This is a genomic window from Fontibacter flavus (assembly GCF_042432905.1).
Classification (GTDB): Bacteria; Bacteroidota; Bacteroidia; order Cytophagales; family Cyclobacteriaceae; genus Fontibacter; species Fontibacter flavus.
In genome coordinates this window covers 1-12,270 of sequence record NZ_JBHLWI010000027.1, presented here as the reverse complement: position 1 = coordinate 12,270, position 12,270 = coordinate 1, and the positions used below count along the sequence as shown (strand labels likewise).

The window sequence follows — 12,270 nt, the reverse complement described above, 5'->3', positions numbered from 1 at the left end:
TATGGTCAAAAAGTCATTTTTATCCTTCACTCTCTTGCTAAGCATCATTTCTTTTGTCCAAGCGCAGGAGATTATATATGGACGCTATACGCAAAAAGAAATTGACCTGAAAGAAGTGGAGTTTGAGCCTGAAGCCGATGCAGTCATCTTAGGGGAAATGAGCACCTCAAAGATTGAGATACCGGAGATGGAATCCGTGGTCACCCGAAGGCTTAAAATTCTTAAACCTAGCGGTATCAAGTATGGTACGGTTACCATTCCTTTTTATCATGGTGCAGAAGGATGGGTAAGGGTTTCCAAGGTAAAGGCGCAGATCACCAATTATAAAGATGGAGAGCAAAAGACCATTGCTTTAAAGGACAGTGATTTTTTCAATGTGGATACTAGAAATGGGTGGAAAGAAATCAGGTTTACCCTGCCGGATGTGCAAGAAGGCTCTATCATTGAATATGAGTACACTAAATTGGATAAAAGGCTAACAGTATTGGAAGGGTGGGTGTTTCAAAATCCTTTACCAACCTTACTTTCGGTCTATTCTATTGAAATTCCGGGCACTCTGAATTACCGTGTATTGAGTCAGGGGGAGCAGGCGACCAAACACCGTTTTGATGCCAGAAAGGATGGCACTTATAAGTGGATCCTGACTGACTTGAGGTCTTTTTCTGAAGAGCCTTATATGTCACATTACATGGATTATTTGGAAAAGATCGAGTTTCAACTTGCAGGATATGGGTTTCGCTCCAGTACCAATGTATTTTCAACATGGGTTGATCTAGCCAAGTTTTTAATGAATATCGAGGAGATGAGGAGCTATGCCAAACCCAATAAGGCAAATGCAGAAAAGATTCAGGAAATGATCATAGAAAGAGATTCGCAATTGGAAACAGCTAAAGTATTTTATAAGTATGTTCTGGACAATTTTGAATATAATGGCTATTCAGGCATAGTTGCTGATGACCATATCAAGCGTTTATTTGAGACGAAAAAAGGGGCAAGACCAGATATCAATATGCTGCTGTTAGCATATTTAACCCAGAACGGCATTGAAGCCTATCCCCTTTTAATCAGCAGTAAAGGAAATGGTAGGTCCAATATTGTAGACAGTCCTTTTGCGGATCAGTTTAACCAGTTGATATTGGCAGTGATAGCAGATGGCAAGGTTTACTATGTGGATGCGACCAGCAAGCATGTTCCTTTCGGTTATTTGCCGGTAGCATTTCATGTTGATAAGGGCTTTCTATTAAAAGATAAGGAAAGCGGACTTATCCCAATGTCTGTCACACACCGATCAGGAATTCAACAAGCGGTGACTATCAAATTGGAAAATACCGGCAACCTGATTTCAGAATCCTCCATCCGATTCCTGGAATATGATGCAATTGATTTTGATACCAATCTTGCCAAATCCACAGAAGAAGAGGTCAAGAAAGAATCCTTTCAGTTAGACGGTGAAACGATTATTGACTTTACCCTTTCCGCCCGTGAAGAGCCTCGAAAAGCCTTTGACGTCAAACTGAAAAAGTCTTTTGGTGAATTTGGTGGGGATTTGCTATTTATTCAACCCTTTCAATATAACCGCTGGGCAGAAAATCCCTTCAAAGCGGAATCCCGTACTTTTCCTGTAGATTTCTACCATACATTTTTGGACAATTATACCTCGATCATTGAGATACCTGAAGGTTATGAACTGGATGATTACCCGGAGGAAGCCAGCCTGATGTTACCCGGTGGCCTGTTCGTCTTCAATTACAAGATTTCCTCTTTGGACGGGATGGTCAAAGTCAATGCAACTTTGGACCTGAAGGCGAATATGCTTCCCGCTTTGCTGTATGCAGACCTGAAGTATTTTATGGAAGTGGTAACGAGTAAACTCAAAGAGCCTGTGGTTTTGAAGAAAATCAGCCAACCTTAAAAGTATCTTTCTGACACATTCCGAATCAGTAAAAAAACAGCGTACTTTGTTGCAAATAATTGAATAATGAGTCAGGAAATTCCAGCGCCAAAATATATACATGGGTATCATGAAGTAGAGCAGGAAAGACTTCGGGAACAGGCCATGGTGATTGAAAATCCGATTTATGATTTTATTGATTTTTCAAGCGTTACTGAATTGCTTGAAATAGGCAGTGGTGTGGGGGCACAAACAGAAATCCTACTTAAAAGATTCCCCCATTTAAAAATTACCGGGGTGGAATATGAATCCAAGCAGATTGAGAAGGCGAAGGAAAACATGACCAAACTTGGCATAGGTCAAGATAAGGTGGAATTTATTCAGCAAGATGCTACTGCCCTCCAACTTCCTCAAAAGTATGATGGTGCCTTTATTTGCTGGGTGTTGGAGCATATTTCCGATCCGGTGAGGGTATTGAAAAGCATGAAACCTTTTTTGAAGACTGGAGCGAAGGTCTCCATTACGGAAGTTTTTAACAGTACTTTTTATACTTATCCCGTCAAAGAGGCCATAATGGAATATTGGACAATTTACAATCAATATCAGGTTAGCATTGGCGGAGACCCTCAAGTGGGAGCTCGATTGGGAGATTTGCTTCAAGAATCAGGTTATGAACAAATTGATCTGAGAAGTGAGGGTTTTCATTTAGATAGTAGAATGCCTCAAGAAAAAAAGACGGTGTTTACCTATTGGAAAAACCTGATGAGTTCGGGAGCTCCTCTGCTTTTGGAGGAAGGCTTGGTTACAGAAAAGCAGGTTAAAGACATGCAGGAAGCCATGGACAAATTAAGGGATTTGCCGCAATCGGTTTTTTATTATAGGTTTATCCAAGCAACTGCTTTTGCCTGACCCCATGAGAATCTTCAGAATTATCTTTCGTATAATATTTAAAATCATCCTTTGGTTTTTTATCCTAAGTATTGGTTTTACCATTATCTACCGATTCATTCCAGTGCCGATTACTCCTTTGATGGTCATTAGATTATATGAACAGGCAGTGGATGAAAAAAAGGAGTTGAGGCTCTATAAGGATTGGGTTTCCATGAAGCACATTTCTAAGAATGTGCCACAGGCAGTAGTTGCTGCAGAAGATCAAAAATTCTTGGACCATAATGGCTTTGATTGGGAGGCCATGAAAAAGGCCTGGGAAAACAACAAAAAAGGAAAGCGCGTCAAAGGAGCTAGCACCATTTCACAGCAAACAGCTAAAAATGTATTTCTTTGGCCAGGCAGGAATTTGGTCAGAAAAGGGCTGGAGGCTTATTTCACTTTTCTGATTGAGACCATCTGGTCAAAAGAAAGGATTATGGAAGTCTATCTGAATGTGATCGAGATGGGAGAAGGCGTCTATGGAATAGAAGCAGCTGCACAAACGAATTTTAAAAAGTCTGCCGCCAAATTGAACAGGAATGAGTCTGCCTTAATAGCAGCTGTTTTACCCAACCCGAGAAGATGGTCACCTGCAAGGCCAACTCCCTATATTCAGGGAAGGCAGGTCTGGATTTTGAGGCAGATGAATAATATCAATCCTGTTGGAATGGGGATATAAGAACGGGAGCGATTAAAGAAGCTTAAGCACTTCTTCCATATATTCACGGGTATTGGACAGTCTTGGGACTTTGTTTTGACCTCCTAGTTTGCCCTTGTTTTTGAGCCATTTTTCAAATATTCCCTCCGTGGCAAAATGTATAATTGGACTGGAGAGGGCGAGATCTTTGTAGCGTTTGGCATCATAATCAGAATTGATTTCCCTGAGTGTGCTGTCCAGCAGTTGTTTGAATTGTTCCTGATCGGAAGGGAAGGTTTTGAATTCAATAACCCATTCATGACTTCCCTTGCTTTTGGAATCTCCAAAGTACACAGGAGCGGCAGTGAAATTGGTAATTGTGGCATTGGTGGCTTCTGCAGCAGTCTGTATGGCTTTTTCTGCATTTTCCACAATCACTTCTTCCCCAAATGCATTGATAAAATGCTTAGTCCTACCTGAAATCCTGATTCTGTACGGAGTTGTGCTTGTGAATTTGACCGTATCGCCGATTTTGTATCGCCATAATCCTGCATTGGTGGTAATCAGGATGGCATAATTTTTACCTATTTCAACATCTGCCAAAGGAATGACTTTTGGGTTATCACTTTCCCACTCCTCCATGGGAATGAATTCGTAATAAATTCCATAGTCTAACATCAGCAACATTTCATCTGATTCTTTTTGATCCTGAATCCCAAAGAAACCTTCTGAAGCATTGTATGTCTCCATATAATGCATTTTAGGAGAGGGAATCAGTTCCTGAAAAAGTTTTCTGTAAGGACCAAACGCCACGGCGCCATGAAAGAAAACCTCAAGGTTTGGCCATACTTCAAGGATATGATTGGCCTTTTTCAGATCCATGATGCGCTGAATCAGTACGATTGTCCATGTAGGCACACCGGAGATGCTTACAACATTTTCGTTCATCACTTCCTTTGCCATTCGGTCAATTTTACTTTCCCACTCACTCATCAGCGCTACTTCCAAACTAGGGGTTCTGGCAAACTGTACCCAGAGCGGTAGGTTTTGCATGATCACAGCAGAAATATCTCCAACTTGGATTTCACTCTTTGGGTTGATGGGGTTTTGTCCAAGGCTTCCTCCGATGCTCAGGCTTTTGCCGGCAAACAGTTTACTTTCCGGATAATTATTGACATATAATGAAATCATGTCTTTGCCACCTTTGAAATGGCAATCTTCCAAAGACTCCTGGGATACTGGGATATATTTGCTTCTGCTTGAGGTAGTTCCGGATGATTTGGAAAACCACCTGATTTCAGATGGCCAAATGACATTTTGATGGCCTTGCATGACCCTTTCAAAATAGGGTTTCATTTCTTCATAAGCCTGTACCGGTACTTTCTCAGCAAAATCCTGGTACTTCCTGATTTCGCCAAAATGAAACTGTTTTCCAAACTCAGTCCTTTTGGCTGTAGAAATAAGCTCCTCAAGGAGCTCCTCCTGGACCTCAATAGGGTTCTTTTTGAAATGCTCAATCTGACCTATGCGGTTTTTAAAAATCCAGGTCATGAAGGAATTGACTACTTCCATCAGTTAAAAACTTTTCTTTTCAATTCAAAATGCTGGCCTAGGTATACCCTTCTGACTTGTTCATCTGCCGCCAACTCTTCAGCAGTACCTGCCTTCAATAATTTTCCTTCAAACATCAGGTAAGCTCTGTCTGTGATTGACAAAGTTTCATTAACGTTATGGTCAGTGATCAGGATACCTATATTTTTGTTTTTCAATTTAGCGACAATTGTTTGGATTTCCTCAACTGCAATTGGATCTACGCCGGCAAAAGGCTCATCCAAGAGCACAAATTTGGGATCTACGGCTAAAGCTCTTGCTATTTCTGTCCTCCTCCTTTCACCACCAGACAGGACCATACCCAGGTTTTTGCGAACATGCGTCAAGCTGAATTCTTCCAAGAGACTCTCCACTTTTTCCTTCATTTCGGCTTTGGATTTTTTGGTCATTTCCAAAACGGCCATGATGTTTTCTTCAACAGTAAGTTTTCTGAAAACGGAAGCTTCCTGGGCAAGATAGCCAATGCCCAGTTTTGCTCTTTTGTACATGGGCAGCTGGGTGATATTCTGGTCCTCTAAGAAAATTTCACCTTCATTTGGCTGAATTAGGCCTACAATCATGTAAAAAGAGGTGGTTTTACCGGCACCATTAGGCCCTAAAAGCCCAACAATTTCTCCCTGTTCAACTTCCACAGAGATATTATTGACGACCCTTCTTCCTTTGTATATTTTTACCAGGTTTTCTGCCCGTAGCTTCATAATCAGTCAAATTTTATGTCTTTCACGTAAAGTTGTAGACTACTGTTGTTCCTAAATGTATTCTCCCTAATCTCAAAAGCCAAATCAAAGCGCATTTTTCGTAAGAGCATCTTGTACACAAACTCATCAGGAAAGGCATTTTTGTCGGCCATTCCAAATGCAATACAAACAGGTTTGGTTTCCTGTCCGTCCTGTACTACATTGAACCTCAAATGTTTGTCCTTCAAAACCCTGACATTTTCAGCATAAACCTGCTTTACTGTGAAAATGGGTTCAGGATTTCCCGGTCCAAATGGCGCCATCTGTTTCAGGATATTGTAAAATTTATAATTGATCTGATCTAAAAGAATCTCATCATCAATTTCCATGACTGGCTTCAGGTGAATGTCATGAATTCTTGAACTCACGACTTCTTCAAATTTTTCCTGAAACGCAGGTACTTTGTCCACTGCCATGGTTAGGCCAGCGGCATATTTATGTCCTCCAAACTGTTCCAAAAGCTCACTGCATTCTGAAATGGCTTCGTAAATATCAAAATCAAAAACCGACCTTGCACTTCCGGTGGCTTTGTTATTGGATTCTGTTAAAATAATAGTAGGTCTATAATACCGCTCAATACATCGGGAGGCTACAATTCCAATAACCCCTTTATGCCAATCTTCTTTGAAAAGAACCGTTGATTTGTACTGTCTGACTTCTTCCATGCTTTCGATCATGGAAATAGCTTCTTTAGTGATGTTTTCGTCAAAGTTTTTTCTCGCAGCATTCACGGTATCTACCAGCTCTGCCCGTGCTAGGGCATCTTCCAGATCTTTGGAAATCAAAAGTTCGACAGAAGCTTTTGCATGTTCCAATCTTCCAGAAGCGTTGATTCTAGGGCCTATTTTAAAGACAATGTCAGATATCTCTATATCCTTCTCGATTTTGCTCCGGAGAATCAGTGCTTTTATTCCAGGTCTAGGGTTGTTGTTGATTCTTTCAATGCCATAAAAAGTCAAAATCCTATTTTCTCCTGTGATCGGAACGATGTCAGCTGCGATACTGATAGCTAAAAGATCAAGGTAGGACATCACAATGCTTGAATCCTCTCCCCGATGTTGAGATATGGCCTGAATCAGTTTAAATCCCACCCCACAGCCACTAAGTTCTTTGTAAGGGTATTGGCAATCCTGTCTTTTGGGATCCAAAATGGCCACTGCAGGAGGAAGCTCTTCGCCCGGGGTATGATGGTCGCAAATGATGAAATCTACGCCAAGTTCTTTGGCCAAAGCAACTTTAGAAATAGCCTTGATGCCGCAGTCTAATGAAATGATCAGCTTGAAGTTATTTTCAGCTGCAAAACGAACCCCTTTTTCTGAAATACCATAACCTTCCTTATATCGGTCAGGAATATAAAAATCAAGATGTGGATAAAACCGGCTTAGGTAACCATACATCATGGCCACTGAAGTGGTACCATCTACATCATAATCACCATAGACAAGGATCTTTTCTTCATTTTCAATCGCACTGGCCAGTCTAATGACTGCCTTGTCCATATCCTTCATCAATAAAGGATCGTGTAACTTATCCAAGTCAGGCCTGAAAAAATCCTTGGCTTTTTGAAAAGTGTCAACCCCTCTGTTGACCAGCATATTGGCCAAGGTTGGATTGACATTGATTTCTTTACTTAGGGACTCTACTGTTTTAAGGTCGGCCTTCTCCCTAATCATCCATTTATACTCCATATGGCTAAATTACTAAAGTAGCGCACTATTTTACTTAGAACAATTCCTTTTATTTTGGTAAGGTTCCTTTTTGAGAAAATTCAAAATACAAAAAAGCCCGGTCTTATAGGAGTAGACCGAGCTTTTCTTGAAAATTGATATGGATAATATTAGTTAGACATCGCCACTAGTTTTACCTCTAAATGAACATCATCATAGATCAAACGGTCCGCAAGATTTTCAAAGTAACTTCCTGAGCGGTATTTGATGTCGTATTTTGTACGGTCAAAGGTGATATTGGCTGTGGCGGTAATTTTATTGCCGCTTACCTCTACAATTGCAGGAAAAGTTACCGGGTGACTGATGCCCTTGATGACCAAATCACCTGTGATTTGATAATCCTTTCCGTTGTTGGTTTTGGCGGAAGTGATTTTCATGGAAGAGGATTTGAATTTTTCTGAAGAGAAAAAATCATCTGATTTCAAATGGTCTGTCAGCCTTTTGTTTGAATTGGCATCTGTAATGTCTTCCACAGTGATGGATGTCATATCCATTTCGAAGGAGCCACCCTGAATGCGTTCATTCCGAAAGTCAAGTTCTGCTTTGGAGATTTTAACCTTGCCAAAGTGTGTGCCGGTTACTTTGCTGGCTTTCCAAGATACGGTACTTTCATTTTTATCTACATTTAAGACTGCATCACTTTTACCGAAAATAAACGAGAAGGAAATCAGTGCAGCAAAAAGGAGAATAGGAATTGGTTTCATAATGGTTGATTTTTGTTTAAACACGAATAAGTTATTTTTCCTTATATCCTTTGACTCATTTCAGTCCAAAAGGTTTAATCCTTTATTATGGCTGGAATATTTTTCGATTTATATTGCTCATTGTAAGCTGGGATTTCTTTTTGTATCAAACCATTCAAAACAACTTGATAAGAATTCCAGGTTGCTTCCAGTTCCCCTAGTCGGCCCTTTACGGCATCGGTGAGTCTTGGGTCATGGACATCTATGGCAGATTTCAATTCGAAGAACTGAGCATTCAGTTGGCTAGGGAAATTGATCACATCCTGGAAGTTGCTCTGTCTGGTTTCTACGATCTTGCTTTCCCAATCTGTTAATTTCTTGATCAATTCTTCTCCGGAGGTAAGCAGTTCTTTGCTATCTTCTCTGTTTTTAAGTAGACTGTTATGGTGCTCAAGTTGGGATTTTACATTCCGCATATCATTCACAGACTGGTGGATTTCAGTTAGCAATGTACTTGCTTTTTCTAGCAACTGTTGCTGGGCAATCCAATCCTGAGGACTGACATTTTTAAGGTTAGGATCCTGTACTACCTCAATTGAGGCTTCAGTACTAACTCCTTCAAAAGTCAATCTTGCTACATATTTTCCAGGGGCAAGCCTATGTCCGCTGTAATCCCCATAAACAAAAGCATTTGGGATTTCCAATAGGGTAGCTCCCCTAAAGTCCCATGCAAATCTGTTCAGTCCTTTTTTAGCAGGAATGACGGGTGCTGGAGACGGTCCTCCTGGGAAGGGTTTGAAATTTTCATCTTTTTTGTTGCTGTAAGAACGAACAACCTTACCAGCGCTATTGAGGATTTCAAGTTTCAAATCCAAAGAATCAGCCTCTTCTGGCAGGTAATAGTCCAAAATCACACCTGTCATCGGGTTTTCTCCGATACCCGGAGGGAGGTCCATCCAAGAAGGAATATAGCCTTCGTATTTATAGGTAGGTTTTGGCTGAAAGATTTGTAATGCCCCAAGTTTTCCCTTTGATTGCTGTAGAGCACTGAGATCATCTAAAATCCAGAATGCTCTACCAGCAGTGGAAATTACCATATCATTGTCTGCAAAAGTGATGTCAGTGATGGGTACCACAGGAAGATTTAACTGAAGCTGATGCCAATTTGCCCCGGCATTAAATGAGATATAAAAACCTCTTTCTGCTCCTGCATAGAGTATGTCTTTCACTTTTTTATCTTCTCTGATGACTTTGATAAAGTCATCTTGCTGGATTCCAGCATTGATAGGCTGCCATGTTTTGCCATAGTCAGTAGTCTTATAACTCATGGTGCGGAAATCGTTGAATTTATAACGGGTAGCGGCTATATAGGCAGTTCCTTTATCGTGTGGAGAGACCTCAATGGATTGAATAAGGCTCTCCGGTAATCCTGCCGGGGTGATGTTTTGCCAGGTGGCCCCACCATCTCTAGTGATGTGGACAAGTCCACAATCGCTACCAGTATAGATCACCCCTTGTTCATGAGGTGATTCGATTACGTAACTCAAGGTATTGTAATTTTCTCCTCCGGCACCTTCGTTTGTGATAGGAGCACCTCCTGGTCCTTGTTTGCTTTTTTCGTTCCTAGTTAAATCAGGGCTGATTTCCTCCCAACTTAGACCTCCATTAGTAGTCTTTAAAAGAACATTTCCACCATGATAGATGGTGTTGTAATCATGGGGCGAAGCCAACAAAGGAGCATTCCAATTGAACCTGTATTTCATAGCCTGAGCATCATAAGCCAGGATGTTGGCTGGATTGGCCCTAATATCCTTTGTATGCCCATTGTCCATATCCAACACATCAATAATGCCCTGATAACAGCCTCCATATAACAAGACAGGATTATTGGGATCGAATGCCACAAAAGCACTTTCACAACCCGGACCAATGAACCAATCCTTTTCCGTCAATCCGATATAATTGTTTCGGCTTTTGATGACAACGGATGAGTTGTCCTGCTGTCCACCATATACTTTGTAAGGGAACATGTTGTCCACATTGACCCTATAAAACTGGGCTGTAGGCTGGTTATCTTGGGTAGACCAACTTTTTCCGCCATCGAAAGAGATTTCAGCACCGCCATCATCACCCAGGATGACATTGCTTGGGTTATCGGGATTGATCCAGATATCATGGGTATCCACATGCCTGACTGGTACTACTGTGAAGGTTTTTCCGCCATCGATCGATTTGGTCAGTGGAGAATTCATCACATAGACCACTTCTGGATTTTTAGGGTCAGCCATTACTTCCGTGTAATACCAGGATCTAGATGTCAGGAGCGCATTATTGGTCATATGGGTCCAGGATTGTCCTCCATTATCAGAGCGGTAGACACCCGCTACGGATTTTTCAGCTTCCACGATGGCATATACCCTATCTGAGTTGGCGCGGGAGACACTGATACCGATTTTGCCCATTTCCTTTGGCAGACCATTATTGATTTTTTCCCAAGTTTCACCGCCATCCACAGACTTCCATATGGCACATCCTGCTCCGCCACTTCTTACTTGCCAAGGGAGGCGTATATGTTCCCATGTGGCAGCATATAGAATTCTTGGGTTATTGTAATCCATACTTAAAGAAGAAGCCCCGGTATTTTCGTCTACATAAAGCACCTTTTTCCAAGTCTGTCCTCCATCCATGCTTTTGTAAATTCCTCTGTCTTCACTAGCTCCATGAGCTGCTCCTTGGGCAGCAACGTAGACGATGTCGGAATTTTGTGGATGTATTACCACATCAGAAATATGTCTGGTTTTTTCCAGTCCCACATTTTTCCAGTTTTTACCACCATCGGTTGATTTATAGACACCATCACCATAACTTGTCATCACGCCTCTGATGGCATGCTCGCCCATGCCTACATAAATCACATTTGGATCGGATTCACTGATGGCAATATCCCCGACCGAACTTGTGGCTAACTGTCCATCAGAGATGTTTTTCCAGGATATTCCGGCATTTTCTGTTTTCCAAATGCCTCCACCTGTATAACCGGCAAAATAAACCTGGTCATTACCGGGCACTCCGGTGACGGCGTTGGATCTACCACCACGGAATGGGCCGATATTGCGCCATTCTAGACCACTGTAAAGTTCGGGGTCAAAATTTACTGTAGGAGTATTGCTGGTATTGCCTCTTCCTCTTTGGGAAAACCCGGGAAAAGCCAGCATCAGGACAAGTCCAATTAACAATATTTTCTTCATAATGAGGTTGGTTTTACTTTCTATAAATTTGGCGAAAATATCCCAAATAAAAACAGGCTTTTTAAAATGGTTTTCAAACTCAAGTGAAGGGTTCTTGGGTTGATTTTATAATTCGGTCTGCAATTCGCATATTTGGTTTTTAATTATCCGACAAATAAAAATTTATGACAACTAAGGCTGAAATTTTTGGAGCCGCTGAGGCATTGATGAAAGAAAAGGGTTTTACCATTATCAAAGAAGATAGGGAAAGGCCATGGGGCGGATTTTTGGTAATTGAAGAATCTCAGGCCCAAAGTTTTGCGCATGAGTTTTTCCCTGATGAGGATTTTAAAGCGTTGAAATTATCAGAAAAACTAAGCCCCAAAATTCTTTTGGTTTCCCCAGGAAAGCGGTTGAGCTGGCAGTACCATTTTAGAAGAGCTGAAATCTGGAGGTGTGTTAGAGGGGAAGTAGCTGTATCCACCAGTTTGACTGATGAAGAAGAAAAAAAACATGTCTTGAAGGAAGGGGATAAAATCAAGTTGCAACAAGGAGAAAGACATCGTTTGATCGGTCTCGAAGATTGGGGCATAGTAGCAGAAATATGGCAGCATACTGATGCAGAAAACCCATCTGACGAGGAGGATATTGTGAGATTGCAGGATGATTTTGGAAGGTGAGAACTGTAAATTACGAATTATCAATTAATGCCGTTTAGTTAGTGGTTAATTAACTGAAATTCATTATATTAGAGATATAAAATAAGGCTTCCGAAAGCAGGGAGTGCTGGAAGCCTTAAAACTTTAATTGTAAATGAATTCAAGTTA

The 12,270-nt window shown here is 41.1% G+C and carries 9 protein-coding genes; 4 read left to right on the top strand and 5 right to left on the bottom strand.

Annotation, left to right across the window (positions count from 1 at the left end):
- Window position 1 precedes the first annotated feature (1 nt).
- From ACFFIP_RS09305 to mtgA, 3 genes are all read left to right on the top strand, one after another.
- On the top strand, window positions 2–1,912 hold the full coding sequence (locus ACFFIP_RS09305) for a DUF3857 domain-containing protein (protein ID WP_382387336.1): 1,911 nt from the start codon (window positions 2–4) through the stop codon (window positions 1,910–1,912).
- A 66-nt stretch (window positions 1,913–1,978) separates the two neighbouring features.
- On the top strand, window positions 1,979–2,800 hold the full coding sequence (locus ACFFIP_RS09300; RefSeq protein WP_382387335.1) for a class I SAM-dependent methyltransferase: 822 nt from the start codon (window positions 1,979–1,981) through the stop codon (window positions 2,798–2,800).
- Window positions 2,801–2,804: 4 nt separating this feature from the next.
- Entirely contained in the window at window positions 2,805–3,500 is a 696-nt protein-coding gene (mtgA, locus tag ACFFIP_RS09295) for a monofunctional biosynthetic peptidoglycan transglycosylase (protein WP_382387334.1), read from the top strand.
- A gap of 12 nt (window positions 3,501–3,512) precedes the next feature.
- Here the strand turns inward: mtgA and ACFFIP_RS09290 are convergent, their stop codons facing one another.
- The 5 genes from ACFFIP_RS09290 to ACFFIP_RS09270 form a co-directional block, all read right to left on the bottom strand.
- A complete protein-coding gene (locus ACFFIP_RS09290) occupies window positions 3,513–5,030 on the bottom strand; it encodes a GH3 auxin-responsive promoter family protein (RefSeq protein ID WP_382387333.1) in 1,518 nt (505 codons plus the stop codon).
- Window positions 5,030–5,767, bottom strand: coding sequence for an LPS export ABC transporter ATP-binding protein (gene lptB / locus ACFFIP_RS09285; protein ID WP_382387332.1), 738 nt, complete (start codon window positions 5,765–5,767; stop codon window positions 5,030–5,032). The genes ACFFIP_RS09290 and lptB overlap by 1 nt, the downstream gene beginning before the upstream one ends.
- Before the next feature lie 2 nt (window positions 5,768–5,769).
- On the bottom strand, window positions 5,770–7,494 hold the full coding sequence (recJ, locus tag ACFFIP_RS09280; protein WP_382387331.1) for a single-stranded-DNA-specific exonuclease RecJ: 1,725 nt from the start codon (window positions 7,492–7,494) through the stop codon (window positions 5,770–5,772).
- A 149-nt stretch (window positions 7,495–7,643) separates the two neighbouring features.
- A complete protein-coding gene (locus ACFFIP_RS09275) occupies window positions 7,644–8,237 on the bottom strand; it encodes a YceI family protein (protein ID WP_382387330.1) in 594 nt (197 codons plus the stop codon).
- Between the two features lie 74 nt (window positions 8,238–8,311).
- Window positions 8,312–11,464 carry a glycosyl hydrolase gene (locus ACFFIP_RS09270; RefSeq protein ID WP_382387329.1) on the bottom strand — a complete coding sequence of 1,051 codons (3,153 nt, stop codon included), beginning with the start codon at window positions 11,462–11,464 and terminating at the stop codon, window positions 8,312–8,314.
- A gap of 164 nt (window positions 11,465–11,628) precedes the next feature.
- Between ACFFIP_RS09270 and ACFFIP_RS09265 the strand changes: the two genes are divergently transcribed.
- Window positions 11,629–12,123 (top strand): cupin domain-containing protein, encoded by a 495-nt coding sequence (locus ACFFIP_RS09265; protein ID WP_382387328.1) that lies wholly within the window; start codon window positions 11,629–11,631, stop codon window positions 12,121–12,123.
- Window positions 12,124–12,270 lie beyond the last annotated feature (147 nt).

Excerpts from the sequence above, each read along its gene's own strand:
- ACFFIP_RS09275 (WP_382387330.1), bottom strand. The coding sequence starts at position 8,237 with ATGAAACCAATTCCTATTCTCCTTTTTGCTGCACTGATTTCCTTCTCG.
- mtgA (WP_382387334.1), top strand. The coding sequence starts at position 2,805 with ATGAGAATCTTCAGAATTATCTTTCGTATAATATTTAAAATCATCCTT.
- ACFFIP_RS09290 (WP_382387333.1), bottom strand. The coding sequence starts at position 5,030 with ATGGAAGTAGTCAATTCCTTCATGACCTGGATTTTTAAAAACCGCATA.
- ACFFIP_RS09305 (WP_382387336.1), top strand. The coding sequence starts at position 2 with ATGGTCAAAAAGTCATTTTTATCCTTCACTCTCTTGCTAAGCATCATT.
- lptB (WP_382387332.1), bottom strand. The coding sequence starts at position 5,767 with ATGAAGCTACGGGCAGAAAACCTGGTAAAAATATACAAAGGAAGAAGG.
- ACFFIP_RS09270 (WP_382387329.1), bottom strand. The coding sequence starts at position 11,464 with ATGAAGAAAATATTGTTAATTGGACTTGTCCTGATGCTGGCTTTTCCC.
- ACFFIP_RS09300 (WP_382387335.1), top strand. The coding sequence starts at position 1,979 with ATGAGTCAGGAAATTCCAGCGCCAAAATATATACATGGGTATCATGAA.
- recJ (WP_382387331.1), bottom strand. The coding sequence starts at position 7,494 with ATGGAGTATAAATGGATGATTAGGGAGAAGGCCGACCTTAAAACAGTA.
- ACFFIP_RS09265 (WP_382387328.1), top strand. The coding sequence starts at position 11,629 with ATGACAACTAAGGCTGAAATTTTTGGAGCCGCTGAGGCATTGATGAAA.